The 26,848-nt window shown below is 73.0% G+C and carries 23 protein-coding genes; 13 read left to right on the top strand and 10 right to left on the bottom strand.

What is annotated here, in order from left to right:
- Window positions 1-77: 77 nt before the first annotated feature.
- A complete protein-coding gene (locus ACWEV0_RS28810) occupies window positions 78-2,255 on the top strand; it encodes a protein kinase domain-containing protein (RefSeq protein ID WP_453152543.1) in 2,178 nt (725 codons plus the stop codon).
- Window positions 2,256-2,341: 86 nt separating this feature from the next.
- On the opposite strand, the gene ilvD is transcribed toward ACWEV0_RS28810, so the two are convergent.
- From ilvD to ACWEV0_RS28790, 4 genes are all read right to left on the bottom strand, one after another.
- Window positions 2,342-4,195, bottom strand: coding sequence for a dihydroxy-acid dehydratase (ilvD, locus tag ACWEV0_RS28805; protein WP_453152542.1), 1,854 nt, complete (start codon window positions 4,193-4,195; stop codon window positions 2,342-2,344).
- Window positions 4,196-4,334: 139 nt separating this feature from the next.
- Entirely contained in the window at window positions 4,335-4,961 is a 627-nt protein-coding gene (locus ACWEV0_RS28800; protein WP_453152541.1) for a TetR/AcrR family transcriptional regulator, read from the bottom strand.
- Window positions 4,958-5,782, bottom strand: coding sequence for a sugar phosphate isomerase/epimerase family protein (locus tag ACWEV0_RS28795; RefSeq protein ID WP_453152540.1), 825 nt, complete (start codon window positions 5,780-5,782; stop codon window positions 4,958-4,960). The genes ACWEV0_RS28800 and ACWEV0_RS28795 overlap by 4 nt, the downstream gene beginning before the upstream one ends.
- Window positions 5,783-5,925: 143 nt before the next feature.
- Window positions 5,926-6,852, bottom strand: coding sequence for a Ppx/GppA phosphatase family protein (locus ACWEV0_RS28790; RefSeq protein ID WP_451610594.1), 927 nt, complete (start codon window positions 6,850-6,852; stop codon window positions 5,926-5,928).
- Between the two features lie 191 nt (window positions 6,853-7,043).
- Between ACWEV0_RS28790 and ACWEV0_RS28785 the strand changes: the two genes are divergently transcribed.
- Window positions 7,044-7,838, top strand: a complete 795-nt coding sequence (locus ACWEV0_RS28785; protein WP_453152556.1) for a hypothetical protein — start codon at window positions 7,044-7,046, stop codon at window positions 7,836-7,838.
- On the opposite strand, the gene ACWEV0_RS28780 is transcribed toward ACWEV0_RS28785, so the two are convergent.
- Window positions 7,835-9,568 carry a BACON domain-containing protein gene (locus ACWEV0_RS28780; RefSeq protein WP_453152539.1) on the bottom strand — a complete coding sequence of 578 codons (1,734 nt, stop codon included), beginning with the start codon at window positions 9,566-9,568 and terminating at the stop codon, window positions 7,835-7,837. The two genes, ACWEV0_RS28785 and ACWEV0_RS28780, sit on opposite strands and share 4 nt — an antisense overlap.
- A gap of 173 nt (window positions 9,569-9,741) precedes the next feature.
- On the opposite strand from ACWEV0_RS28780, the gene radA reads away from it, so the two are divergent.
- Window positions 9,742-11,145 (top strand): DNA repair protein RadA, encoded by a 1,404-nt coding sequence (gene radA / locus ACWEV0_RS28775; RefSeq protein ID WP_453152538.1) that lies wholly within the window; start codon window positions 9,742-9,744, stop codon window positions 11,143-11,145.
- A gap of 225 nt (window positions 11,146-11,370) precedes the next feature.
- The gene (gene disA / locus ACWEV0_RS28770; protein WP_403794858.1) at window positions 11,371-12,429 is read left to right on the top strand and encodes a DNA integrity scanning diadenylate cyclase DisA; all 1,059 of its coding nucleotides are present in this window, start codon (window positions 11,371-11,373) and stop codon (window positions 12,427-12,429) included.
- A gap of 77 nt (window positions 12,430-12,506) precedes the next feature.
- Here disA and ACWEV0_RS28765 read toward each other — a convergent pair whose 3' ends face one another.
- Window positions 12,507-13,349 (bottom strand): hypothetical protein, encoded by an 843-nt coding sequence (locus tag ACWEV0_RS28765; RefSeq protein ID WP_453152537.1) that lies wholly within the window; start codon window positions 13,347-13,349, stop codon window positions 12,507-12,509.
- A 240-nt stretch (window positions 13,350-13,589) separates the two neighbouring features.
- Between ACWEV0_RS28765 and ACWEV0_RS28760 the strand changes: the two genes are divergently transcribed.
- The 6 genes from ACWEV0_RS28760 (at window position 13,590) to cseC (ending at window position 18,944) form a co-directional block, all read left to right on the top strand.
- The gene (locus ACWEV0_RS28760) at window positions 13,590-14,252 is read left to right on the top strand and encodes a phosphatase PAP2 family protein (protein WP_453152535.1); all 663 of its coding nucleotides are present in this window, start codon (window positions 13,590-13,592) and stop codon (window positions 14,250-14,252) included.
- Window positions 14,253-14,285: 33 nt separating this feature from the next.
- On the top strand, window positions 14,286-15,248 hold the full coding sequence (locus tag ACWEV0_RS28755; RefSeq protein WP_453152533.1) for an A/G-specific adenine glycosylase: 963 nt from the start codon (window positions 14,286-14,288) through the stop codon (window positions 15,246-15,248).
- Between the two features lie 184 nt (window positions 15,249-15,432).
- The gene (locus tag ACWEV0_RS28750) at window positions 15,433-16,062 is read left to right on the top strand and encodes a SigE family RNA polymerase sigma factor (protein ID WP_453152531.1); all 630 of its coding nucleotides are present in this window, start codon (window positions 15,433-15,435) and stop codon (window positions 16,060-16,062) included.
- 38 nt (window positions 16,063-16,100) lie between these two features.
- Complete coding sequence (locus tag ACWEV0_RS28745; RefSeq protein ID WP_453152554.1) at window positions 16,101-16,727, top strand: hypothetical protein; 627 nt, start codon at window positions 16,101-16,103, stop codon at window positions 16,725-16,727.
- Between the two features lie 68 nt (window positions 16,728-16,795).
- Entirely contained in the window at window positions 16,796-17,497 is a 702-nt protein-coding gene (cseB, locus tag ACWEV0_RS28740) for a two-component system response regulator CseB (RefSeq protein WP_453152529.1), read from the top strand.
- Window positions 17,498-17,630: 133 nt separating this feature from the next.
- Window positions 17,631-18,944, top strand: coding sequence for a two-component system sensor histidine kinase CseC (gene cseC, locus ACWEV0_RS28735; protein ID WP_453152553.1), 1,314 nt, complete (start codon window positions 17,631-17,633; stop codon window positions 18,942-18,944).
- 13 nt (window positions 18,945-18,957) lie between these two features.
- Here cseC and ACWEV0_RS28730 read toward each other — a convergent pair whose 3' ends face one another.
- The 3 genes from ACWEV0_RS28730 to ACWEV0_RS28720 all read right to left on the bottom strand — a co-directional run bounded on the left by ACWEV0_RS28730 (window position 18,958) and on the right by ACWEV0_RS28720 (window position 21,675).
- Window positions 18,958-19,407, bottom strand: coding sequence for a VOC family protein (locus tag ACWEV0_RS28730; RefSeq protein ID WP_453152527.1), 450 nt, complete (start codon window positions 19,405-19,407; stop codon window positions 18,958-18,960).
- A 25-nt stretch (window positions 19,408-19,432) separates the two neighbouring features.
- Window positions 19,433-19,903, bottom strand: coding sequence for a helix-turn-helix transcriptional regulator (locus tag ACWEV0_RS28725; protein ID WP_453152551.1), 471 nt, complete (start codon window positions 19,901-19,903; stop codon window positions 19,433-19,435).
- Window positions 19,904-20,067: 164 nt separating this feature from the next.
- Complete coding sequence (locus tag ACWEV0_RS28720; RefSeq protein WP_453152525.1) at window positions 20,068-21,675, bottom strand: MDR family MFS transporter; 1,608 nt, start codon at window positions 21,673-21,675, stop codon at window positions 20,068-20,070.
- Between the two features lie 104 nt (window positions 21,676-21,779).
- Between ACWEV0_RS28720 and ACWEV0_RS28715 the strand changes: the two genes are divergently transcribed.
- Window positions 21,780-22,343 (top strand): TetR/AcrR family transcriptional regulator, encoded by a 564-nt coding sequence (locus tag ACWEV0_RS28715; protein ID WP_453152523.1) that lies wholly within the window; start codon window positions 21,780-21,782, stop codon window positions 22,341-22,343.
- A gap of 25 nt (window positions 22,344-22,368) precedes the next feature.
- On the opposite strand, the gene ACWEV0_RS28710 is transcribed toward ACWEV0_RS28715, so the two are convergent.
- Complete coding sequence (locus ACWEV0_RS28710; protein ID WP_453152521.1) at window positions 22,369-23,124, bottom strand: M23 family metallopeptidase; 756 nt, start codon at window positions 23,122-23,124, stop codon at window positions 22,369-22,371.
- 475 nt (window positions 23,125-23,599) lie between these two features.
- On the opposite strand from ACWEV0_RS28710, the gene ACWEV0_RS28705 reads away from it, so the two are divergent.
- The gene (locus ACWEV0_RS28705; RefSeq protein ID WP_453152519.1) at window positions 23,600-23,953 is read left to right on the top strand and encodes a trypco2 family protein; all 354 of its coding nucleotides are present in this window, start codon (window positions 23,600-23,602) and stop codon (window positions 23,951-23,953) included.
- Entirely contained in the window at window positions 23,950-26,724 is a 2,775-nt protein-coding gene (locus ACWEV0_RS28700) for an NACHT domain-containing protein (RefSeq protein ID WP_453152518.1), read from the top strand. Before ACWEV0_RS28705 ends, ACWEV0_RS28700 begins: the two co-directional genes overlap by 4 nt.
- Window positions 26,725-26,848 lie beyond the last annotated feature (124 nt).

Here is a 26,848-nt window from a genome sequence, read left to right as displayed (position 1 = left end):
ATTCCATGCGCCATGGTCTAGGCTCCGTGCGTCGTGCGCGCGCACGGCACTGACGGGGAAACACACGGGGTGGGGCAATGCCACCGTTGCGCGGCACCGGCGTCGGCCGGGAAGCGGAAGATCCTGAGTACGCGGGCGAGTACCGGCTCGGGGCCGTCCTCGGCTCCGGCGGCATGGGCATCGTCCGGCTGGCCCGCTCGGCCTCCGGGCTGAGACTCGCGGTCAAGATCGTCCATGACACCTATGCGTCGGACCCGGAGTTCCGGGCCCGCTTCCGGCAGGAGGTGAACGCCGCCCGGCGCGTGAGCGGCGCGTTCACGGCGCCGGTCGTCGACGCCGATCCGGACGCGCCACGACCCTGGATGGCCACGCTCTACGTGCCCGGGCCGACGCTCGCCGAACAGGTCAAGAGGAACGGCCCGCTGAGCCCCGCCGAGCTGCGCCGGCTCACGGCCGGGCTCGCGGAGGCGCTGCGCGACATCCACCGGGCCGGAGTGGTGCACCGGGACCTCAAGCCCGGCAACGTGCTGCTCACGGACAGCGGGCCGAAGGTCATCGACTTCGGCATCTCGCGGCCCGCGGACAGCGATCTGCACACGGAGACGGGCAAGCTGATCGGCTCGCCGCCGTTCATGGCGCCCGAGCAGTTCCAGCGGCCCCGGCAGGTCGGTCCCGCGGCGGACGTCTTCGCGCTCGGCTCCGTCCTGGTGCACGCGGCGACCGGACGCGGGCCCTTCGACTCGGACAGTCCGTACATCGTGGCGTACCAGGTCGTCCACGACGAGCCGGACCTGACGGACGTTCCGGAGGAGCTGGCGCCGCTCGTCGCGCGCTGCCTGGCGAAGGAGCCGGCGGACCGGCCGACGCCGGCCGAGATCATGGCGGCGCTGCTGCCGCCGTCCTACGAGGCGGCGGCGTTCATACCGGCGCAGCGACGCCCCTCCTCGGTGACACCCGCCGTGGCCGGGGACACCGACACGCGTGCGCTCAGGGCGGCCGCCGGCGCCACGGGCCCGCGCACCGAGGCGGTCGAGGTCCCGCGGCGCTCCCGGCGCCGGCCGCTCGCCGTCGTGGCCGCGGCCGTGCTCGCCGCGCTGACCGCGGGCGGTGTCCTGCTGGCCGTACAGCACACTGGCGGCGAGGGCGAGGAACGGGCGCAGCGGACGGCCGCGTCACGGCCGCTCGACACCTGGCGGACCGCGCTGCCCGGCACGGGCACCGCTGCGCCGGTCTGCGCCGCCGCCCCGTACGACGGCGCCCTGTTCTGCGCCGCGCGCGGTACGACCGCGTTGGCGCGGCTCGACGCGGGGACCGGCAAGCCGGCCTGGTCGGTGCCGAGCCGTGGCGACGGCACGGACGCCCCCGCGCCCCTGCTCGCCGGCGGGCGGCTCGGGACGGTCGCCGGCAACCGCTACACGACCTACGACCCGCGCACCGGCAGGCCCGGCTGGAGCGCGGACATGTCGGCGTACTTCGCCGACCCGCTCGCCGCCGGCGACACCCTGCTCCTCGGCTCCCCGTCGGGCACGTTCACCGCCCTCGACGGCGCGACCGGCCGGCGGCTCTGGCAGCACCCGCTGCCCGGGAACATCGCCCCGCAGACCGGCCCGTACGATCCGGCGACCGGCCTCGTGCACGTCTTCGAGGCGTCCGCCGACGGCTCCCACACCCTGGTCACCTCGGTGCGCGCGAGGAGCGGCGAACTCGTCCACCAGCGCCGCCTGCCCGGCGACCTCGTCGCGGGCGTGACGGGCGCGGACGGCACGCTCTTCCTGACGTCCCAGGGATTCCAGGGCCTGACCGACGCGGTCGTCCGCCACGACCCGGCGCGCGGGACCACGAACCGTGTGCCGCTGCCCTTCAGCATGGAGGACCCGCGGATCACCGCCCACGGCACCGCGGTCTATCTGCTCGACCACACCGGCACGCTCGTCGCCGTCGACACGGCCGGCTCCGGCGGAGGCGCCGGCGGCCGCACCCTGTGGCAGCTGGAGACCTCCGCCGGGCACGTCTCCCAGCCGGTCCTCTCGGCCGACGGCACGCGCCTCTACTTCTCCGCGGCGGACGGCCGCCTGTTCGCCATCGACACCGCGCGCGGCACCGTCCTCGGCCAGACCGAGCCCCGGCTGCGCGACGGCAGGCTCGGCTTCACGGCCTCCGTGCCGACGCCCGTGGTGACGGGCGACCGCGTCTACGGGACGGCGCCGGACGGGTCGGTGTTCGCGGTGGACAGGCAGGATCCCGCCCACTGGTGACGGCACGCCCACCGGTGACGGACGGTACGACGAAGGGGGAGCGGTCAGCCGCTCCCCCTTCGTCGTACTCAGTCACGGCCCGGGTGTCAGCCCAGCTTCGTCACGTCCCGCACCGCGCCCTTGTCCGCGCTCGTCGCCATCGCCGCGTACGCGCGCAGCGCCGCCGAGACCTTGCGCTCGCGGTTCTTCGGGGCGTAGACGCCGCCGAGGGCCTCGCGGCGGGCGGCCAGGGTCGCGTCGTCGACCAGGAGCTCGATCGCGCGGGTGGGGATGTCGATGCGGATGCGGTCGCCGTCCTCGACGAGGGCGATGGTGCCGCCGGAGGCGGCCTCCGGGGAGGCGTGGCCGATGGAGAGGCCGGAGGTGCCGCCGGAGAAGCGTCCGTCGGTGACGAGGGCGCAGGTCTTGCCGAGGCCGCGGCCCTTGAGGAAGGAGGTCGGGTAGAGCATCTCCTGCATGCCGGGGCCGCCCTTGGGGCCCTCGTAGCGGATGACGACGACGTCGCCGTCCTTGACCTGCTTGTTGAGGATCTTCTCGACGGCCTCTTCCTGCGACTCGCAGACGACGGCCGGGCCCTCGAAGGTCCAGATCGACTCGTCGACGCCGGCCGTCTTCACGACGCAGCCGTCGACGGCGAGGTTGCCGCGCAGCACGGCGAGGCCGCCGTCCTTCGAGTAGGCGTGGGCGGCGTCGCGGATGCAGCCGCCCTCCGCGTCCAGGTCGAGGGTGTCCCAGCGCTCGGACTGGGAGAAGGCGGTGGCGGAGCGGACGCAGCCGGGGGCCGCGTGCCACAGCTCGACGGCGTCCTCGGAGGGGGAGCCGCCGCGGACGTCCCAGTTCTTCAGCCAGTCGGCGAGGGAGGGGCTGTGGACGGCGTGGACGTCCTCGTTGAGCAGGCCGGCGCGGTGCAGCTCGCCGAGGATGGCGGGGATGCCGCCGGCCCGGTGCACGTCCTCCATGTAGTACGTGCCGCGCGGGGCGACGTTCGGGGCGACCTTGGCCAGGCAGGGGACGCGGCGCGAGACCTCGTTCATGTCGCTCAGGCCGTAGTCCAGCTCGGCCTCCTGGGCGGCGGCGAGCAGGTGCAGGATCGTGTTCGTGGAGCCGCCCATGGCGATGTCGAGGGCCATGGCGTTCTCGAAGGCCGCGCGGGTGGCGATGTTCCGCGGCAGGACGGAGGCGTCGTCCTCGTCGTAGTAGCGACGGGTGATGTCGACGACCGTGCGGGCGGCGTTCTCGTACAGCGCGCGGCGGGCGGTGTGGGTGGCGAGGACGGAGCCGTTGCCGGGCAGGGAGAGGCCGATGGCCTCGGTCAGGCAGTTCATCGAGTTGGCGGTGAACATGCCGGAACACGAGCCGCAGGTCGGACAGGCGTTCTCCTCGATGCGGAGGATGTCCTCGTCCGAGACCTTGTCGTTGACGGCCTCGGAGATCGCGTCGACCAGGTCGAGGGTGCGGACGGTGCCGTCGACGAGCGTGGCGCGGCCGGACTCCATGGGACCGCCGGAGACGAAGACCGTCGGGATGTTCAGGCGCAGGGCGGCCATCAGCATGCCGGGGGTGATCTTGTCGCAGTTGGAGATGCAGATCAGGGCGTCGGCGCAGTGCGCCTCGACCATGTACTCCACGCTGTCGGCGATCAGGTCGCGGGAGGGCAGGGAGTAGAGCATGCCGCCGTGGCCCATGGCGATGCCGTCGTCGACGGCGATCGTGTTGAACTCGCGGGCGATGCCGCCGGCGGCCGTGATTGCCTCGGAGACGATCCGGCCCACCGGCTGGAGGTGGGTGTGGCCGGGCACGAACTCGGTGAAGGAGTTCGCCACCGCGATGATGGGCTTCCGTCCGATGTCCGCGCCCGGTACACCGGAGGCGCGCATAAGGGCGCGGGCGCCCGCCATGTTGCGGCCGTGGGTGACTGTGCGGGACCTCAGCTCGGGCATCGTCGCTCGCTCCTCGTGACGGGTGTGCTTGCAGTCGAGCGTACGCTTCGACTCCAAGATCCGGACAACCGCGTCCGCTATACGAGACGGATGTTCGGCTCGTGGTCAGCGGCTCGCGGTCAGCGGCGCGGTTTCGCGGTCAGGGCTGCGTGAGGTAGCGCTGCAGCGTCGGCGACACCTGCGCCACGATCTCCTCCGGGTCCGCCGACGCCAGCGGCTCGACCTGGATCACGTACCGCAGGATCGCGATCCCGATCATGTGCGAGGCCGCCAGCTCCGCCCGCAGCTTCGGCTCCGGTACGTCCAGCTCCCCCGCGATCCGCTCCAGGAGCCGGCGCAGCACGAAGCCCCGCAGCACCTTCGCCGCCGCCTCGTGCGTCAGCGCCGACCGGATGATCGCGAGGAGCGGGGCGCGGGTGGCCGGGTTCTCCCAGACGCCGATGAAGAAGCGGGCCAGGCGCTCGCCGATCGCGTCGCGCGGGCCGGCGACGATCGCCGGGACCACGGCCGCCGGCTCGAACGACACCTCGATCGCCGCCGCGAAGACCTCGTCCTTCGTCCCGTAGTAGTGGTGCACGAGGGCCGGGTCGACCCCGGCGGCCTTCGCGATGCCGCGGACGGAGGTCTTGTCGTACCCCTTCTCGGCGAACAGCTCCCGCGCCGCCTCCAGGATCCGCTGCCGCGCGCCAGGTCCGCCGTCGTCCGCGGCCCGGCGGGAGGGACGGCCGCGGCGGCGGGGAGCGCCGCCCGTCGAACCGTCGCTCACGCGTGCGTGCCCCGCGAGGCGGCCGCCAGGTGCAGCCGGGTGAAGGCCAGCGCCTCGGCGAGATCGGCCTCGCGTTCGGCGGAGGACATCGCGCGCCGGGTGTTGACCTCGATCACGACGTGGCCGTCGTAGCCGATGTGCGCGAGCCGCTCGAGCAGCTCCGCGCACGGCTGGTTGCCCCGGCCCGGGACCAGGTGCTCGTCCTTCGCCGAGCCGCGCCCGTCGGCGAGGTGGACGTGGCCGAGCCGGTCGCCCATGCGGTCGACCATGGCGAGGGTGTCGGTGCGGGCGGTCGCGGTGTGCGAGAGGTCGATCGTGAAGTGCCGGTAGTCCGCCTTGGTGACGTCCCACTCGGGGGCGTACGCGAGCATCTCGCGGTCCTTGTACCGCCACGGGTACATGTTCTCCACGGCGAACCGGACGTCCGTCTCGTCCGCCATCCGCCAGATGCCGGTGACGAAGTCCCGCGCGTACTGGCGCTGCCAGCGGAACGGCGGGTGCACGACCACGGTCGACGCGCCGAGCTTCTCGGCCGCCGCCTGCGCGCGCTGGAGCTTGACCCACGGGTCGGTCGACCAGACGCGCTGGGTGATCAGGAGACAGGGGGCGTGCACGGCGAGGATCGGGACCTGGTGGTGGTCCGAGAGCCGGCGCAGCGCCTCGATGTCCTGGCTGACCGGATCGGTCCACACCATGATCTCGACGCCGTCGTAACCGAGGCGCGCGGCGACCTCGAAGGCCGTCGCCGTCGACTCCGGATAGACCGAGGCCGTCGACAGGGCGACCTTCGCATCCGGGATGCGCACCACTGGTTCTGCCACGGAGACAGGGTACGGGGCGGGCCTGGGGGGCGGAGCGTGGTTCCGGTCACCTCCACGACCGGGGCGGGGCGGGGCCGGGCGGGGGGGGTGCCGCACCCGTCACCTGCAGCCCGCACCGGTCGCCCCTCCCTCGCGCGACGCCGTTACGGCAGGTGGTCGAGCCTCCGCAGGATCACGCCCTCGCGCAGCGCCCACGGGCAGATCTCCAGCTCCTCCACCTCGAAGAGGTCCATCGCGCCCTCCGCGACCAGCGCGCCCGCGAGGAGCTGGGCGGCGCGGCCCTCGGAGACGCCGGGCAGGGCGGAGCGCTCGGCGACCGTCATCGCGGCGAGGCGCGGCACCCACTCCTCCAGCGACTTCCGCGACAGGTTCCGCTGTACGTAGAGGCCGAAGCCGGAGCCGGGCGCGCCCGCGATGCGGGCCAGCTGCTTGAAGGTCTTGGACGTGGCCACGACATGGTCCGGGGAGCCGAAGCGGCTGAATTCTCCGACCGTACGGGCGATCTGCGCGCGGACGTGGCGGCGCAGCGACTTCACGTCGGCCGGGTCCGCCGGGTCGCCGGGGAGCCAGCCGGAGGTGAGGCGGCCGGCGCCGAGCGGCAGGGAGACGGCGGCGTCGGGCTCCTCGTCGATGCCGAAGGCGACTTCGAGGGAGCCGCCGCCGATGTCGAGGAGGAAGAGCTTGCCGGAGGACCAGCCGAACCAGCGGCGGGCGGCCAGGAAGGTGAGCCGGGCCTCCTCCTCGCCGCTGAGCACCTGGAGCGCGATGCCCGTCTCCTCGTACACCTGGTGGAGCACGGCGTCGGCGTTGCTGGCCTCGCGCACCGCCGAGGTGGCGAACGGCAGCACCTCCTCGCAGCCCTTGTCCTCGGCGGCGGTGAGCGCGTCGCGGACCGTGGCGACGAGCCGCCGGACACCCGCCTCGGCGATGGCGCCGCGCTCGTCGAGGAGCTCGGCGAGGCGCAGCTCCGCCTTGTGGGAGTGGGCGGGCAGCGGGCGGGCGCCGGGGTGGGCGTCCACCACCAGCAGGTGCACTGTGTTCGAACCGACGTCGAGGACTCCGAGTCTCATGGACGAAACGCTACTGCGCGCGCCCGCATACGCTTGGTCTTGTGCCAAAGACGAAAAAGGTCAAGCCGGGCAAAGACAGCACGGACCCGACCGTGACGGATGCCTCGAATTCCTCGAAGTCCTCGAAGGACGCCTCGGCGGACGCCGCCAAGCAGGCGAGGGTGGCGCACGCCGCCAAGTCGGTGAAGGCCGTGAAGAAGCGGGCGAAGGCCGCGGGCGCCGCCGCGGACCCGGAGCCCGACGAGAAGGGACTGGACTTCCCGCGCGCCTGGGTGGAGTTCGCCGACCCGGAGGACGAGGAGCAGGTCTACCGCTGTGACCTGACCTGGCTCACCTCCCGCTGGACCTGCATCTTCGGCAACGGCTGCCAGGGGATCCAGGAGGGGCGCGCGGACGACGGCTGCTGCACGCTGGGCGCGCACTTCTCCGACGAGGACGACGAGAAGCGGGTCGCGGAGCACGTCGCCCGGCTCACGCCCGAGCTGTGGCAGTTCCACGACGTCGGCACGGACACGGGCTGGGTGCAGGTCGACGAGGACGGCGACCGGCAGACCCGCCGCTGGCAGGGCTCCTGCATCTTCCAGAACCGCCCCGGTTTCGCGGGCGGCGCGGGCTGCTCGCTGCACATCCTGGCCGTGCGGGAGGGCCGGGAGCCGCTGGAGACCAAGCCGGACGTCTGCTGGCAGCTGCCGGTGCGGCGCACGTACGACTGGATCGACCGGCCCGACGACACCAGGGTGCTCCAGGTGTCGATCGGCGAGTACGACCGGCGCGGCTGGGGCCCGGGCGGCCACGACCTGCACTGGTACTGCACGACGGCGAGCTCGGCGCACGTCGGCAAGGACCCGGTGTACGTCTCGTACAAGCCGGAGCTCGTCGAGATGATGGGCGAGGGCGCGTACGAGGTGCTCGTCGGCCTGTGCGAGGCGCGGCTGGCGTCGCAGCTGCCGCTGGTGGCGCCGCACCCCGCCGATCCGGCCGTCTAGCTGCTCGTGGGGGCCGGGTCGGTGCTCGTCGGTGACCCGCCCGTCGACGAAGAGTCGCTCGGCGCGGGCGTCGGGTCCGTGGTCGGGTCCGTCGTCGGCGGTTGTGTCGTCGGGTCGGTCGTGGGGTCCGTCGTCGACGGCGGCGGAGTGGTCGGCGGCTCGCTGGTGGGCGGCGGGGTCGTCGGGTCCGTCGTGCTCGGCGGCGGGGACGTGGGCTCGGTCGTCGTCGGGGGCGGCGGGGTCGCACCGTAGCCGCCGATCCGCACCACCGCGCCCGACGGGTTGACGCCGACCCGCGCGCTCCAGGCGCCGGCCGGTTCGCGGGCGCGGTCGACGAAGATCCGCACGGTGACCGACTCGCCGGGGCGCAGCGTGCCCGACGCCCGGCTCACGTACAGCCAGGGCGCGTCCGACCAGAGCGCCCAATCGCCGGGCTGCCCGCCCTCGTTGGTGAGCGTCAGCAGGGTCGTCCCACCGCTGCCGCGCGCGGCGACGGCGATCCTGGCCGGCGCGGGCTGCCTGGGCAGGGTCGGTGTGGCGGGCGCGCCGGGGCTGATCACCTCGACCGTCACGTCGGGGGCGCGGCTGCCGCGGGTGAAGCGGGGGTCGGGGGTGGTACGGGCGTTGCCGGTGTTCTCGTAGCGCTCGTACGGGCGCCCGTCGGTACCGCCGGACTGCGCGGCGCCCGGCTCGGCCGCGTCCCGCGCGCTGATCCGGGCGGCGTCCTGCCCCTCCCCCGCGACCGGCGTACCGCGGTACGAGGCCCACAGCGCGAGCACCGGCGCGGCGACGACCGCGGCGACGACGGTCGTGGTGACGGCGCGCGTGCGCATCCGGTCGCGGCGCGCCGCGTGGTCCTTCGGGTCCATCGGGAAGCCCGTCGGCCCGAACCGCGGGGCCCCGGCCCGGGCGCGCGGGACGTGCAGCATCGCCACGTACGCGGCGGCGCGCGGCGCCGCCACGATCGGCAGCCGGACGGCGGTGGGGGCGCCCGGCCAGGGCGCCACGGCCCCCGCGCGCTCGGCGGCCCGGCGGCAGCGCGGGCAGTCGTCGACGTGCCGTACCAGTTCGGCGCGCAGGGCCGCGGAAAGCAGCACCTGGTGGTCGCCGGTGAGCCGGGCCACGGTCGGGCAGTCGCCCGTCTCCACGACCGCGAGCGCGGCCCGGGTCCGTTCCACCTCGCAGGCCGCGGACTGCAGCAGCTCACGGCAGGCGACCGGGTCGAGCGAAAGGACGGCGGCGACCTCGCGGTGGCCGAGCCCGTGCCGTACCGCCAGCTCCAGGGCCTCGCGCTGCTCCGGCGTCGTGCCGGCCGCCTCCGGCCAGGCGAGCGCGGCCAGCTCGGCCCGGCGCCGCTCGGCGACCTCGGGCGCCACGCGCGGCGGCTCCGGCTCGGCCACGGCGGGACGGCCGGTGTGCGCGCCGCCCGGCCGCCGGCTCCGCTGCTCGCCGAGGCTGCGCAGACAGGCCCAGCGGGCCAGCGCGTACAGCCAGGCGCGGCGGCCGGACTCGTCGGAGGGGCAGCGGCCGTGGTGCCGCTCGGCGATCGCGAGGACGTCGCCGAGGACGGCGGTGGCGGTGTCGTGGTCGCAGAGCACCGAGAGGCAGTAGGTGAACAGGCCGTCCAGGTACTCCTCGTACCGGGCGGGCGGCCGCTGGCCGAGGGTGCGGGGGCCGCCGGAGGGGCGGGTGGGGTGTTCCCTTGTGTCTTCCAGCCTGCTGCTCGTCACCCGGCGACGGTAGGCAGGAGGGAGGGGGGTCTTCGCACCGCTTGCGCGCTTTTAATCCATACGGGTGAAGCGACCACTCGAAAGGGGACACGAGCCGGGAGGCGGGCCGGAGCACGGGTGCGGCGGGGGCGGTCGGGGCGGGGTTGTCAGTGGCTCCCGCTACCGTGTGCGGCATGGCTGCTCGTACCAAAACCGCCAAGGACCGGCCGTCCTACCGCTGCACCGAGTGCGGCTGGCAGACCGCGAAGTGGCTCGGCCGGTGCCCCGAGTGTCAGGCCTGGGGGACGGTCGAGGAGTACGGCACGCCCGCCGTGCGGACCACCGCCGCCGGGCGGGTGTCCTCCGCCGCACTGCCGATCGGGCAGGTCGACGGGCGGCAGGCGACCGCCCGCAGCACCGGTGTCGACGAGCTGGACCGGGTGCTCGGCGGCGGTCTCGTCCCCGGCGCGGTGGTGCTGATCGCGGGCGAGCCGGGCGTCGGCAAGTCTACGCTGCTGCTCGACGTGGCGGCGAAGGCGGCGAGCGACGAGCACCGCACCCTCTATGTGACGGGCGAGGAGTCCGCGAGCCAGGTCCGGCTGCGCGCCGACCGGATCAACGCGCTGAGCGACCACCTGTATCTGGCGGCCGAGACCGACCTGTCGACCGTGCTCGCGCATCTGGACGAGGTGAAACCGTCGCTGCTCGTCCTGGACTCGGTGCAGACCGTGGCCTCGCCGGAGATCGACGGCGCCCCGGGCGGCATGGCGCAGGTCCGCGAGGTGGCCGGCGCGCTGATCCGGGCGTCGAAGGAGCGGGGCATGTCGACCCTGCTCGTCGGCCATGTGACGAAGGACGGCGCCATCGCCGGCCCCCGGCTCCTGGAGCACCTGGTGGACGTGGTGCTGCACTTCGAGGGCGACCGGCACGCGCGGCTCCGCCTGGTCCGGGGCGTGAAGAACCGGTACGGGGCGACGGACGAGGTCGGCTGCTTCGAGCTGCACGACGAGGGCATCACGGGGCTCGCCGACCCGTCGGGCCTCTTCCTGACCCGCCGTGACGTGGCCGTGCCCGGCACCTGCCTCACCGTGACCCTTGAGGGGCGCCGGCCGCTGGTGGCCGAGGTGCAGGCGCTGACGGTCGACTCGCAGATCCCGTCGCCGCGCCGGACCACCTCCGGTCTGGAGACCTCCCGGGTGTCGATGATGCTGGCCGTGCTGGAGCAGCGCGGCCGGATCAGCGCGCTCGGCAAGCGGGACATCTACAGCGCGACCGTCGGCGGCGTGAAGCTGTCCGAGCCGGCCGCCGACCTGGCCATCGCCCTCGCGCTCGCCTCCGCCGCGAGCGACACCCCGCTGCCGAAGAACCTGGTCGCGATCGGCGAGGTCGGGCTCGCGGGCGAGGTGCGCCGGGTGACGGGCGTGCAGCGCCGGCTCGCGGAGGCCCACCGGCTCGGGTTCACGCACGCGCTGGTCCCGGGCGACCCGGGGAAGGTGCCGCCGGGCATGAAGGTCATCGAGGTCGCGGACATGGGCGACGCCCTGCGGGTGCTGCCGCGCAGTCGCAGGCCAAGGGCTTCCGAGGGGGCCGAGGGGTAGCGGAGGCACGCCGGAAGGGCGGCGGAAGGCGAGGGAAAGGGCGCCGGAAGGGCGGCGGAAGGCGACGGGAAGGCGAGGGAAAGGGCGGCGGAAGGGCGGGTGCCGCCCGGACGGGCTCGGCTGGTCGCGGAGGGCTGCGGGGCGGTGTCGCTAGACTTTGCCCTGGTCTCGCCCATCCGTACGAGCCGGAGGAGTGCAGTGGCAGCCAAGGACAACGAGGCACTGATGCGTGCGTCGCTCAGTGCCGTCGCCCCCGGCACCGCCCTCCGCGACGGGCTCGAACGCATCCTCCGCGGCAACACCGGCGGTCTGATCGTCCTCGGCATGGACAAGACCGTCGAGTCGATGTGCACCGGCGGTTTCGTCATCGACGTCGACTTCACGTCCACCCGGCTGCGCGAGCTGTGCAAGCTCGACGGCGCGATCGTGCTCGACAAGGACATCTCCAAGATCCTGCGGGCCGGCGTGCAGCTGGTCCCGGACGCGTCGATCCCGACCGAGGAGACCGGCACCCGGCACCGCACGGCGGACCGGGTCTCCAAGCAGTGCGGTTTCCCCGTGGTCTCCGTGTCGCAGTCGATGCGCCTGATCGCCCTCTACGTGAACGGCGAGCGCCGGGTCCTGGAGGAGTCGGGCGCGATCCTGTCCCGCGCGAACCAGGCCCTGGCGACCCTGGAGCGCTACAAGCTCCGCCTGGACGAGGTGGCCGGCACGCTCTCCGCCCTGGAGATCGAGGACCTGGTGACGGTCCGGGACGTGACGGCCGTGGCGCAGCGCCTGGAGATGGTGCGCCGGATCGCCACCGAGATCGCCGAGTACGTGGTGGAGCTGGGCACCGACGGCCGGCTGCTCTCGCTCCAGCTCGACGAGCTGATCGCGGGCGTGGAGCCGGAGCGCGAGCTCGTCATCCGTGACTACGTGCCGGAGCCGACGGCCAAGCGCTCGCGCACGGTCGCCGAGGCGCTGACCGAGCTGGACGCGCTGACCCACGCCGAGCTGCTCGAACTGCCGATAGTGGCCCGCGCCATGGGCTACAGCGGCTCCATGGAGACCCTGGACTCGGCGGTCTCGCCGCGCGGCTACCGGCTGCTCGCCAAGGTGCCGCGGCTCCCGGGCGCGATCATCGAGCGGCTCGTGGAGCACTTCGGCGGGCTGCAGAAGCTGCTCGCGGCGAGCGTGGACGACCTGCAGACCGTGGACGGCGTCGGCGAGGCGCGGGCGCGCAGCGTCCGCGAGGGCCTGTCGCGGCTCGCGGAGTCGTCGATCCTGGAGCGGTACGTCTAGTCCGCCACCATGTGCGCATACGCCGAGGCCCCGGGACGGATCGCCGTCCCGGGGCCTCGTTCTTCCGAGCCGACCGGTCAGTCCTTCGCGAGCTGGAAGGACACCGGCGTCACCCGCGCCCCCGGCACCGACGCCTCCGCCAGGTAGTTGCCGGGGCCGACGGCCTGGCCGGCCGGGGCGGTCGTCGCGCACTGCGGGGCGCTGCGGCGGCGGTCCCACTCCACGGTGTGGGTGATCGTGGCGTGTGCCGGGACCCTGAGGAAGAGCGGGGTCGCGGGCTGCGGGCAGTCCTTCGAGGACCACAGCACGCCCGTGGTGTCACGGACCGTCAACACCGCGTTCTTCGGGCCGAGATCGGTCTTGCAGTCGGCGCCGGTCGTGTTGGTGACGGTCAGCTTGAAGCGCGGCTTCTCGCCGGGGTCGTAGGCGTTCTTGGCGCCCGTGAGCTTCAACTGGAGTGCGCCGGGTGCACAGTTCGGCAGCGGAGAATTGGCCGGAACCTGCTGTCCGGCGCCCGTGCCGGCCCCGCCGTCACCGCCCGCGCCGTCCGTGTCGCCGTTCTTGCCGCCGGTGGTCCCGGAGTCCGCGCCCGCGTCCGTACCGCCGTCGCCGCCGCCCGCACCGCTGCCGGCGTCGTCCCCGCCCCCGGTGTCACCGGAGCCGGAGCCGGAGCCCGACTCGTCGCGTCCGCCCGGGTGTTGGCTGATCGCCGGACCGGAGCCGGAGGGGCCGGGGGTGATCGACGGCGCGGGCGAGGAGCCGTTGGCGTTGTCGTCCGGTTTCTTGCCGCCTCCGCCGCCGGACGTGAAAGCCCAGGCGGCGATCAGCGCGAGCAGGGCAACCAGGCACAGCGCCACGGCCCTCCGACGCCAGTAGATGGAGGAGGGAAGCGGCCCGACCGGATTGCGCAGTGATCCCACGTCACGAACCTTACGAGAGATCAGGCCCAACTCCCGCCCCCCATGCCGCCCCAGACGCCAAGTTTTGCCGATGATCACATCCGGGACGCGCTCCGGTCCGGGGCGCAAACTCCGCGGGCGCCGTCCGCGTTGTCTCCGGCACGTTCCGTGACGTCCGGGGCACTCCCCGCTTTCGTCGGGGAGGGCTGTCGCCCTTCGTCCGGAGCGAGCCGCTCCGGAAGCGGGTTAACGTCGTCGACCATGGACAACCTCCCTCACCTCACCGACGGGCTGTATCTCGACATCCTCGATTTCGCCCACTCCACCCCGCACTGGTTCCAGAAGATCGCGGAGGTGTGGACCGAGCTCGGGCTGCTGCTCTTCGGGGTGCTGTTCGTGGCCGGCTGGTGGCGGATGCGGCGCGGGTCGGCCGACGCGATGGCACTCGCGCTGCTCGCCCCGCTCGCGACCGCCTTCGGCTACGTGGTGAGCGAGGCGCTGAAGTCTCTGGTCGACGAGGAGCGGCCGTGCCGCGCGGTCGCCGGGGCGCCCGCCTCGCTCGTCGCCTGCCCGCCGCACGGCGACTGGTCCTTCCCCAGCAACCACTCCGCGATCGCCGGGGCCGCCGCCGTGGCGCTCGCGCTGTCGTGGCGCGGGATCGTCTGGCTGACCGCTCCGATGGCCCTGCTCATGGCCTTCTCCCGGGTCTTCGTCGGCGTCCACTACCCGCACGACGTGACGGTCGGCCTGCTGTCCGGCGCCCTGGTCGCGTTCGTCGTCATGAAGGCGGCCCGCCGCCCGGCCAGGGCCCTGGTCGACACGGCCCGGTCCAGCCGGAGCAGCGCAGTCATGTGGTGCGTGGGGCGCGGTCCGCGCGTTCGTGCCTCCGCGCGCCCCGGAGGCGCACGCCACGGCGCGTACTGATCGACTCGGGAGCATGCCAGGATCGGAAGTGCCATGACTTCCATCCACACCACCCCCGAGACCCCCGTCGCGCCGTCCACCGCGCGCTCCTCCGACCTCGCCGCGCCCGGCGAGCCGCACGCGCCCGGCGAGCTGCACGGGCCCGTCCTCGCCTGGTTCGACCGGCACGCCCGCGACCTGCCGTGGCGCCACCCGGAGGCGGGGGCGTGGGGCGTGATGGTCAGCGAGTTCATGCTCCAGCAGACCCCGGTCGTCCGGGTGCTCCCGGTGTACGAGCAGTGGCTGGCGCGCTGGCCGCGCCCCGCCGACCTGGCCGCCGAGGCGCCCGGCGAGGCCGTCCGCGCCTGGGGCCGGCTCGGCTATCCGCGCCGCGCGCTGCGGCTGCACGCGGCGGCCGTCGCCATAACGGAGCGGCACGGCGGGGACGTGCCGAAGGACCACGGGCAGCTGCTCGCGCTGCCCGGGATCGGCGAGTACACGGCGGCGGCCGTGGCCTCGTTCGCGTACGGGCAGCGCCATCCGGTGCTCGACACGAACGTGCGCCGGGTGTTCGCGCGGGCGGCGACCGGCGTGCAGTACCCGCCCAACGCCACCACCGCCGCCGAACGCCGGCTCGCCCGCGCCCTGCTGCCCGACGACGAGCCGACGGCGGCCCGCTGGGCGGCGGCCTCGATGGAGCTGGGCGCGCTGGTGTGCACGGCGAAGAACGAGGACTGCGGGCGCTGCCCGCTCGCCGACCGCTGCGCCTGGCTGCTCGCCGGCAAGCCGGCTCACGACGGTCCGCCGCGCCGCGGCCAGACGTACGCGGGCACCGACCGGCAGGTGCGCGGCAAGCTGCTCGCCGTCCTGCGGGACGCCGTGGACCCGGTCGAACAGGCCGCCCTGGACGCGGTCTGGGACGAGCCTGTGCAGCGTGCCCGGGCACTGGACGGCCTGGTCGCCGACGGCCTGGTCGAACCGCTGGAGGGCGGCCGGTACCGGCTCCCGCTGGGCTGAGCGCCCTTCTCCCCCGGAGCCCGAACCGAAACCTCCGGATCCGTCGCTGTTACACAACCGATGGACAGCCGTGCGCCCGCCGACGGCTCGCCCGGACAGCCCCGTGACAAGCGCTCCGTAGCGTCTTCGACGTAACGGAAACAGGTCTGTTGGGTCTGGTCACGGGGATCGGAGGCGGTTCGGGATGGCGCACGGCGAGACGCTCGGCGAGGTGCTCGATTTCGAGGAGTACGTACGCACACGGCAGGACGCGCTCCTGCGCAGTGCCCGTCGTCTCGTGCCCGACCCGGTCGACGCCCAGGACCTGCTGCAGACCGCGCTGGTCCGCACGTACGGGCGCTGGGACGGCATCGCCGACAAGTCGCTCGCGGACGCCTACCTCCGCCGGGTCATGATCAACACTCGGACCGAGTGGTGGCGGGCCCGCAGGCTGGAGGAGGTCCCCACCGAGACCGAGCAGATGCCCGACGCGCGGGTCGAGGACCCGACCGAGCAGCACGCCGACCGCGCCCTGCTCATGGACATCCTGAAGGTGCTCGCGCCCAAGCAGCGCAGCGTGGTGGTGCTGCGCCACTGGGAGCAGATGAGCACCGAGGAGACCGCTGCCGCGCTCGGCATGTCGACCGGTACGGTGAAGAGCACGCTCCACCGCGCCCTGGCCCGACTGCGCCAGGAGCTGGAGAGCCGGGCCGCCGAGGGCGACACCCGGGCGCTGGACACGGGTGTCCTGGAGCGGACGGACCGGTCGGTGGCGGTGACGACCGTGGCCGGACGGCGAGGCGACGAGCGGAAGCAGGAGCGGTGCGCGGCCTGAGTGCCAGACCCAGGGAACGGGCGGCGAGCGTCACGGCGATGGCCGGGCTCGCCGCCGTCGGCGTGCTCGTCGCCGGTTGCTCGACCGGCGGCACCGGCTCGCGCGACGAGGGCGCGGCGCGCTCCGACGAGGTCGCGTCGACGGCCCCGCGGGCCCCTTCGTCGTCGAACGCGGCCGGCGAGTACTCCAAACAGGCCCCTCCGAGGGTCGATCCCATCGCCCTGCTGAAGAACGACCCGAAGATCGGCGAGCGGCTGAAGTCCGACCTGAAGCCGTGCACGGCGGACGTCTACCCGGTGGACACCTCCTACGGGAACCTCACCAACTCCGGCACACCCGACGTCGTCGTCAACGTGATGAACTGCGGCGACGCGGTCGGCATCGGCACGTACGTGTACCGCGAGGAGAACGACAAGTACACGAACGTGTTCATGGCCGAGGACGCGGCGGTGTACGGGACGATCGACCGCGGGGACCTGATCGTCACCAGGCAGGTGTACGCGAAGGGCGACCCGGTCGCGTACCCCTCGGGCGAGGACGTGATCACGTACCGCTGGACGGGGAACAGGTTCAGCCAGCACGACTGGGTGCACAACGACTTCAGCAAGGCGGTCGGGGACGGCGGACTGGACGGCACCGAGCCCGCGCCGGCTCCGTCCAGCTAGCCCCCTCCCCGCTTCGGCACCCCGATCCGACCCCCCACCGAGCGCGTACGCGGAAGGCACCACCACCCATGGCCGAGACCCATGTCCTGTTCGTCGAGGACGACGACGTCATCCGTGAGGCCACCCAGCTCGCCCTGGAGCGGGACGGCTTCACGGTGACCGCCATGCCCGACGGGCTCTCCGGTCTCGACGCCTTCCGGGCCGACCGGCCCGACATCGCGCTCCTGGACGTCATGCTGCCCGGCATGGACGGCGTCAGCCTGTGCCGGCGGATCCGCGACGAGTCGACCGTCCCGGTGATCATGCTGTCGGCGCGGGCCGACTCCATCGACGTCGTCCTCGGCCTGGAGGCCGGCGCGGACGACTACGTCACCAAGCCCTTCGACGGCTCCGTCCTGATGGCCCGGATCCGCGCCGTGCTGCGCCGCTTCAACCACGCGGGCGAGGCCGGCGACGGCAACGGGACCGCCGCGGCGGCCACGGGCGGCGTGCTCGCCTTCGGCGACCTGGAGGTCGACACCGAGGGCATGGAGGTGCGCCGGGCCGGCGCGCCCGTCGCGCTCACCCCGACCGAGATGCGGCTGCTGCTGGAGTTCTCGTCGGCGCCGGGCACGGTGCTGTCCCGGGACAAGCTCCTGGAGCGGGTCTGGGACTACGGCTGGGGCGGCGACACCCGGGTGGTGGACGTCCATGTGCAGCGCCTGCGCACCAAGATCGGCCAGGACCGGATCGAGACGGTCCGCGGCTTCGGCTACAAGCTCAAGGGCTGACCGGCCCGTGGAGCTGAAGGGGCGGGAGAGCGGACCGCGGGCGAGCGGGCTCCGCGCCGGGGCGGCCGGTCTGCGGGCCGGCGCGAGCGGTCTGCGGGCGGGGGCGAGCGGTATCCGCGCGGGGGCGGGCGGTCTGCGGGCGGGCGGTCTGCGGACCGGTGTCCGCTGGAAGATCGCCGTCGCGATCGCGGCGGTCGGCGCGCTCATCGCCGTGACGCTCAGCCTGGTCGTCCACAACGCGGCCCGGGTCTCCATGCTCGACAACGCCCGTGACGTGCAGATGTGGCGGCTGCTCTTCGCCCAGCGCGTGTACGAGACGTCGAAGCCGAAGGAGCCGCGCTTCGGCACCAAGATCAACGACCCGGCGCTGCCGCCCCAGCTCGACCAGCTGATGCGGGACAAGCGCCGCGGCACCTACGTCCAGGAGCACAACGGCGGTCCGCCGGACGTGTGGGCGGCCGTGCCACTCGCCAACGGCGACGTGCTCTCGCTGCACGTGCCCTTCGCCGACCGCAGCGCCACGATCATGAAGGACCTGGACCGGGCCCTGATCATCGGCTCCGTGTCGGTGGTCTTCGGCGGCTGCGCGCTCGGCGTGCTCATCGGCGGCCAGCTCTCGCGCCGGCTGCGCAAGGCCGCGGCGGCGGCCGGCCGGGTCGCCCAGGGCAACACGGACCTCCGGGTCCGGGACGCCATCGGCGGCGTCGTACGGGACGAGACCGACGAGCTGGCCCGGGCGATCGACGCGCTGACCGACGCCCTGAACGAGCGCATCGAGGCCGAGCGGCGGGTCACCGCCGACATCGCGCACGAACTGCGCACCCCGGTCACCGGGCTGCTCACGGCCGCCGAGCTGCTGCCGCCGGGCCGCCCGACCGAACTCGTACGGGACCGGGCGCAGGCCATGCGGACCCTCGTCGAGGACGTCCTGGAGGTGGCCCGGCTCGACGGGGCGTCCGAGCGGGCCGAGCTGCAGGAGATCGCGCTCGGCGAGTTCGTGGAGCGGCGGGTCCGGGCGCTCGACCCGGACGCGGTGATCCGGGTCGTCCACGAGTCCTGGGTCAACACCGACCCGCGCCGCCTGGAACGCATCCTCGGCAACCTCCTCGCCAACGCCGCCAAGCACGGCAGGGGCCCGGTCGAGGTCACCGTCGAAGGCCGGGTGGTCCGGGTCCGCGACCACGGCCCCGGCTTCCCCGAGGCGCTGCTCCGCGAGGGCCCGAGCCGCTTCCGTACGGGCAGCAGCGACCGCGCCGGCCAGGGCCACGGCCTGGGCCTGACCATCGCCACCGGCCAGGCCCGGGTCCTCGGCGCCCGGCTGACCTTCCGCAACGCGGCCCCCGAGGGCACCCCGGACGGGGCGGGCGGCGCGATCGCCGTGCTCTGGCTGCCGGAGCACGCCCCGACGGACACGGGTAGCTTCCCGGTGCTGCGGCTGACGGACTGATCAGCCGTACCGGTCACCGCTCGGGCGGGCTCCCGAATTCCTTCGAGAAGTCCAGCTCCTCGCTGCGCTGGGTCAGCGAGTACCAGTTGCCGTTGTCGTCGCGGAAGATCGCCTCGATCCCGTACGGGCGCTCCTTCGGCTCCTGTACGAACTCCACCCCCCTCGCCCTGAAGGTCTCGTAGTCCCCCCGGCAGTCGTCGGTGCGGAACGCCCCGGCGCCCAGAACGCCCTTGCTGATGAGCGTCTTCAGGGCCGTCGCGGACTCCTCGTCCATGGCAGGCCCGTCGGGGCTCATCAGGGCCAGCTCGACGTCCGGCTGGTCCTTGGCGCCGACGGTGACCCAGCGCATCGGGCCCATGGCGACGTCGTCCCGGACCTCGAAGCCGAGCTTCTCGGTGAAGAACTTCCTGGTGCGCTCCTGGTCGAGCGTCCAGACGGTGGTGATGCCCAGTCCCTTGATCATGCGTCCACCGTAGGCAGCGCTCCTCTCAGCCTGCTTCTCCGGAATTGCGGTCCTCGGCGCGACGGTCCTGGGAGCGGCGGTCCGGGGAGCGGCGGTCCCCGGAACCGCTGTCCTCGAAACCGTTGTCCCGGCCGTCGGGGCGGCGCCGTCCCGGGAACGCGCCCGCGTACAGCAGCGCGAAGCAGCCGGGTATGAGCGCGGTACCGCGCCCCACGTGCCGGGCGCGGTACTCGCTCGGGCTGAGTCCGGTCTGCTGCTTGAACCGGGTGCTGAAGGTGCCGAGGCTGCTGAAGCCGACCAGGGTGCATATCTCGGTGACGGTCAGATCGGCGGTGCGGAGCATCTCCTCGGCCCGCTCGACGCGGCGGCGCGAGAGGTACTGGCCGGGCGTCTCCCCGTACGCCGCCTTGAAGACCCGTACGAAATGGAAGCGCGAATAGCCGGCACGCGCCGCCACCGCGTCCAGGTCGAGCGGCTCGGCCCAGTCGCGGTCCATGACGTCCTTGGCGAGGCGCAGCCGGCGGAGCAGGGCCGGGCGCGCACCCGCGCGGGTGCTGGTCTCCACGTACCAAAGCGTGACACGCGCCACTGACAGTCGGCCCACGACAACGGCCCCCGGCGTCCACAGGACACCGGGGGCCGTTGCGCGGAGCGGGAAGGTCAGACCGTTTCGGCGACCTTCGGGGCGCTGTCCTCCGCCGCGCCGTCCTTCTTCGTGAGGCCGGCGCCGCGCAGCGCGACCTCCTTGACGAAGAAGGCGAGGACGAAGCCGAGCACGGCGACGGCCGAGCCGACCAGGAACGCCGAGTGGGTGCCGGCGGCGACCGCGTGCTGGTACGCCTCGCGGAGCGCGGCGGGCAGCTTGGCGAGGCTGGCGGCGTCGAGCTGCGCCGAGCGCTCGGTCAGCTGGGAACCGCCGGCACCGCCGCGGGCGGCCATCTCGTGCTGGACCTGGTGGTTGAACAGGGCGCCCATGATCGCGACGCCGAAGGACGAACCGAGGGTCCGGAAGAGGGTGGTCGAGGAGGAGGCGACGCCCATGTCCTTCATCTCGACGCTGTTCTGCGCGACGAGCATCGTGATCTGCATCAGGAAGCCCATGCCGGCGCCGAGCACGGCCATGTAGACGCCGGAGGTGAAGCGGGTGGTGCCGGTGTCCATCGTGGAGAGCAGGTACAGGCCGACGACCATGAGCGCGCCGCCGATGATCGGGAAGATCTTGTACTTGCCGCTGCTGGTGGTGACCCGGCCGACGACCAGCGAGACGACCATCATCGACAGCAGCATCGGCAGGAGCAGCAGACCGGAGTTGGTCGCGGAGGCGCCCTGCACGGACTGCTGGAACAGCGGCAGGAACAGCACGGCGCCGAACATCACGAAGCCGGTGAGGAAGCCGATCACGGACATCAGGGTGAAGTTGCGGCTGCGGAAGATGTGCAGCGGCATGATCGGGTCGCTCGCGCGGGTCTCGACGAAGAGGAAGGCCGCGAGGGCGAGGACGCCGCCGACGGCGAGGCCGACGATGGTGGCCGAGCCCCAGGCGTACTCGGTGCCGCCCCAGGTGGTGACGAGCACGATCGCGGTGATGCCGAGCGTCAGCAGAGCGGCGCCGAGGAGGTCGATCCGGGTGCCGGCGGCGCGCTCCTTCTTCGGCAGGTGGAGCACGGTGGCGAGCATGCCGAGGGCGACGACGCCGAGCGGCAGGTTGATGTAGAAGGCCCAGCGCCAGCCCCAGTGGTCCGTGATGGAGCCACCGACGAGCGGGCCGCCGATCATGGCGAGCGCCATGATTCCGGCCATCATGCCCTGGTACTTGCCGCGCTCACGGGGCGGGATCAGATCGCCGATGATCGCCATGACGCCGACCATCAGACCGCCGGCGCCCAGACCCTGGACGGCGCGGAAGCCGATGAGCTGGCCCATGTCCTGGGCCATGCCGCTGAGCGCGGAGCCGATCAGGAAGAGCACGATCGAGCCCAGGAAGACGCCCTTGCGGCCGAACATGTCGCCGAGCTTGCCCCAGATCGGGGTGGAGGCGGCGGTGGCCAGGGTGTAGGCGGTGACGACCCAGGAGAGGTGCTCCAGGCCGCCGAGCTCGCCGACGATCGTCGGCATCGCGGTGCCGATGATCATGTTGTCCAGCATCGCGAGGAGCATCGCGATCATGAGGGCGAGGAGGACGACCCGGACGCTGCGCGGCTGTGCCTGCGCCGGCGCCTGCTGCTCCGTCTCCCCCTCGGCTGTCTGAGCTATCGGTTTCGTCGCCATGTCCCGTCTTCCCTTACTTGCCGCCCGGCTAGTTACTACACTGGGGAAAGTAGACCCGTAACTTGCCGGTCGTCAAGTAAGTATTGTTGTGGAAGCGAGAGACCATGGCCCAGGCCCGAGGCAACACCCGCCAGCGCATCCAGGACGTGGCCCTCGAGCTCTTCGCCGAGCAGGGCTACGAGAAGACCTCGCTGCGCGAGATCGCGGAACGCCTCGACGTCACCAAGGCCGCCCTCTACTACCACTTCAAGACCAAGGAAGACATCCTCATCGGGATCTTCGAGGACCTCACCCGTCCCATGGACGAGCTGATCGAGTGGGGGCGCGAGCAGCCCAGCACCCTGGAGACCAAGCGCGAGGTGCTGCGCCGCTACCAGGTGGCGCTGCTCAACGCGGCCCCGCTCTTCCGCTTCATGCAGGAGAACCAGGCGGCCGTGAGCAAGCTCAGCGTGGGGCTCACCTTCAAGGAGCGCATGCTCGCGCTGAACGACCTGCTCCAGGAGCCGGGCTCGGTGATGACGGACAAGGTCCGCTGCGTCAGCGCGATCTTCACGCTGCACGCGGGGACGTTCTTCATGAACAACGTCGAGGGCGACCCCGAGGAGAAGCAGGAAGCCGTCCTCGAGGTCGCCCTCGATCTGATCGAGCAGGCCCAGCAGGGCCGCTGAGCCCCTCGGGGCGTCAGCTCGGGCGTCAGACCGTGACGCCGTGGGCGCGCAGGAACGCGACCGGGTTCACGGCGGAGCCGTAGTTCGGGGTGGTGCGGATCTCGAAGTGCAGGTGCGGGCCGGAGGAGTTGCCGGTGTTGCCCGAGAGGGCGATCCGCTGGCCGGCGGAGACCTTCTGGCCGATGTTCACCTTGATCTTCGACAGGTGGGCGTACTGCGAGTACGTGCCGTTGGCGTGCTTGATCACGATGGCGTTGCCGTACGCGGGACCGTCGCCGCCGCCGTACGGGCCGGCCTTCACGACGGTGCCGGCGGCCGCGGCGTGGACCGGGGTGCCGACCGGGACGGCGAAGTCCTGGCCGGAGTGCTTGTGGGCCCACATGGCGCCGCCCTGGTTGAAGGTGGCGGACAGCGCGTAGGAGCTGACCGGCTTGACCCAGGAGGCGGCCTTCTTGGCGGCCACGGTCTTCGCCTGCGCCTTGGCGGCGGCGGCCTTCAGCTGCGCGGCCTTGAGCTGGGCGGCCTCGGCCTTGGCGGCGGCGGCCTTCACCTGGGCGGCCTTGACCTGAGCGGCCTTGACCTGGGCGGCGACATTGGCCTGGACGGCGGCCTGCTGGGCGACGGCGGCGGACGCGGCGATGTTGGTAGTGCCCGCGACGGCGGCCTTGCCCTCGGCGGCGAACGCGGAGCCGGCACCGGCCACCAGCGACGCTCCCAGACCCGCGGCGGCGAGGGCGACGGCGGTGGTACGGATGCTGGGCTTCGTGACGCGCTTCGACATACGGGGGAGAACCTCCGGACAGAACGGGACCCGGCACGAGGTGGTCGGCGCCGGGCTTGCTCATCCTTGGTAACCCGGACCCCCAGCCCGGCCAAAACACCCCAACTACGACATTGCGTCGTAGCGATCTCCGCGCTCGTTCAGTTCTTGACGGCGCCGCCAAGCCGGTACGAAACCGGACGGGACACCCGAAAAGTTGACCCGCGTAGACCCGTTTAACCCCATGTCGCGACCGCCCCGGCCGCCCGGGAGCCCGCACCCTCTCCGCCGCGCGAGCGGACGGGACCAAGGTCCCGATGGTTGACCCGTGAACGTCCCGATTCATCCCGGAATCACACCACTATTCCGGCTAGTACCGCCGAAAACGCCTGTGCGCCTTGTCACGACACGGGGGGCCCGAATGCGACCTGGGTCACGCAACCGAAGCCCTCGGAACCCACTCCGGCCCCCTCTCGGCGGCGCTAGCTTCCATCCCATGACCGAGATCGAACTCGCCGACGCCATCGCCTCCGTGCGCGACCAGCTCGTCGACGCCGCCAACCGCGCCACCGGCCACCCCGTCGCCTTCGAGGTCGGCGACATCCAGATGGAGTTCACGATCGAACTCCGCAAGGAGCTCAAGGGCGGCACCAAGGTGAAGGCGTGGGTCGTCGAGGCGGGCGCCGACGCCTCCCGCACCCGCGGCGAGACCCACCGGGTCTCCTTCACGCTCAGGCCTCGGAACGCGGCGACGGGGGCGGCTTGGCTGGTGGGGAACGAGGACGAAACGGACCTGTCGGACTTCGACGGCCCCGGCACCGGGACCGCCACCGGGGCTGAGGGCCGGTGAGGAGCAGCCAGTTCGTCTTCGCCGTCCAGGGCAGACAGCAGGGCACCGGAGTGCTCCTCGCCCGGAACGTGGTCCTGACCGCCGCCCACGTCATCGGCGGCGCCCACAGCGCCACGGTGGCCGGCCCGTACCGGGAACCCCAGAAGTTACGGGTGGTCTGGTCCGACGACCGGCTCGACGCCGCCCTGCTGGTCAGCGAGCAGCGCCTCGGCCCCACCCCCCGGCTCAGCAAGGTGGCCACCGACCGCCCGATCCCGGGCTGCGTGATCCTCGGCTTCCCCCGCATCCAGCGGTACGAGGAGCGCAGACCGGACCTCGACCAGTTCACCGGCACCGTCCTGCCCATGGCCGGGCTCCTGCGCCACACCCTCACCGTCGAGCTCGACCGCCCGCCCGCCACCGAGATCGCCGACGGCCCCTCGCCACTCGCCGGCCTCTCCGGCGCCCCCGTCTACGCCGACGACGGACTCCTCGGCATCGTCCGCGCCGTACCGCGCGGCCGGGGCCACCGCCGCCTCGAATGCCTCCCTCTCACGGCGCTCCTCGCCGACAAGGAGGCGTACCGCTGGCTCCCCGACGACTTCGCCCCGCCGCTGCCCGTCACCGCCACCCACCCCGGCGACCGGCCCTACGAGGAGGAGTACGCCGAAGCCGTCGGCGCCGCCTACCGCCGCACCCGGCTCTTCGGCCTCGACGAGCTCGGCAAGCGCGCCTCCGAGTGGGACCTCGACACCGCCTACCTCTCCCTGGAGGCCAGCACCCGCGACCGGGACAGCGTCCCCGTACCGCGCAGGATCGACGACCTGCTCGCCGCCCGCCCCCGTGTCCTGCTGCGCGGTGACGCCGGCGCCGGCAAGACCACCCTCATGTGGTGGCTGGCCGCCCACGCCGCCGCCGGCACGCTCGGCCCCGAGCTGGCCGAGCTCAACGGCCTCGTCCCCTTCCTCGTCCCGCTGCGCTCCCTGCGCGCCCGCGGCTCCGGCTTCCCCGCCCCCGCCGAGCTGCCCGAGGTCGCCGGGCTCATGATCGACTCGGCCCCGGACGGCTGGGCCGGCCGGGTCCTCGCCGCCGGACGTGCCCTGCTCCTCGTCGACGGCCTCGACGAGGTCACCCAGGACGACCGCGACGACGCCCACGCCTGGCTCAGCCGGCTGCTGGCCCGCTACCCGCGCACCCGCTGCGTCGCGACCGTACGCCCGCACGCCGTCGCCCCCGACTGGCTGGGCGCGGAGAACTTCGAGGAGCTGACCCTCCTCCCGCTGCGGGGCGAGGACATCCAGGCTTTCGTCACCGCGTGGCACGAGGCGGCGCGGCTCGACGCCGACGGACGAGACCGGGCCGCCCTCGACGACCTCGAACGCGACCTCGCCCAGCAGTTCCGCCACAACCCCAACCTGGCCGAGCTCGCCCGTACGCCCCTGCTCTGCGCCGTCATCTGCGCCCTGCACCGGCTGCGCGAGGGCTTCCTGCCCGAGACCCGCTGGGAGCTGTACGACTCCGCCCTCGCCATGCTCCTCGGCCACCGCGACGAACGCCGCCGCGTCGACGCCCCCGACGGCATCCGCATGTCCGTCGAGGAGCACCAGCAGCTCCTCCAGCGCCTCGCCGCCTGGCTGGTCCGCGGCGGCCAGACCGAGTTCACCCGCGACCAGGCCCTCCACCAGCTGGACCGCACCCTCCCCGGCATGCCGCGCGTCGCGGCCCAGGGCACCCCGGAGGAGATCCTCACCCACCTGATCAACCGCAGCGGCCTCCTCCAGGAGCGCACGGAGGACGTCTTCCAGTTCGCCCACCGCACCTTCCAGGACTTCCTGGCGGCGAAGGAGTTCGTCGAGGACGACCAGCCGCGCGAGATGCTCCAGCACGCGTACGACCAGCAGTGGCACGACGTGCTGCTGCTGGCCGCCGGCCACTGCAAGCGGCGTGAACTGCCGGTTCTGGTGTCAGGCTTGCTGGAGGCGGGCTCCGCGACGCGGAGGCGGGACCTGAAGACGACGCTGTACGTGCTGGCGGCGCTGTGCGCGCAGCACGCGGCGTGGCTGGAGGAGGGGCTGCGGCGGCGGGTGGAGAAGGCGGTGCGGTCGGTGATTCCGCCGCGGAGCACGGAGCAGATGGCTCAGCTGGCGCGGCTGGGCGGATGGGTCCTGCCGCTGCTGCCGAGGCCGGAGCAGATCACCCCCGAGACCATCGACATGGTCACCGGGCTGATCTCCTCGGTCGGTGGCGCCGAGGCCCTGCCGTACGCCCGGGCGTTCGCGGAAGCGGGCCACACGGACTGGTTCGTCAGCAGATGGAGCGCGTTCCCGACCGCCGCCTTCGCGCGGGACGTACTGGTCCACGTACCGGAGGGAGAGAGTCTGGTCGTCGAAACGATGCAGCAGCTAGAGCTGGTCGACGACATTCCCAGAGCCACCGGTTTCCTGCTCCTGGGCGACTTCACGGGGAACGACCTCGTCCAGCACCTTGGCGACCGGCCCCTCACCTATCTGGGCCTCGTGGGGACGCCCGTCGACCTCGACGTGTTGCGTTCCCTGGACTGCTCTCGCCTCCTCAGCATGGTCATCGCCGACTGGCCCCTCGGGACGGACCTCAGCCCACTGGCCGAGGCGCCGGCGCTCAGGTACCTCACTGTGGAGACGCAGCCGGACGGCGGAGCGCTGGATCTCACCCCGCTCCAGGGCATGCCCGACCTGCAGGTCGTCGTCCACGGCGTTCCCCGCAGGGACATTCTCGGCGCCGCCGCCTTCGGCGACCGGCTCGCCTCCGACTAGCAGCGCAAAGGGGCGGGCCCCCGCACCCCCCGGTGGGGGGGGGGCCCCAAAGCCCGGGAGGGGGAGCCCCGGGGAACGAGAACCCTGCGGGGGGGGGGTGGGGGGGGCCCCCCCCCCCACCCCC

The organism is Streptomyces sp. NPDC003943 (genome assembly GCF_053605265.1).
This window is presented reverse-complemented; position numbering and strand designations above follow the sequence as displayed.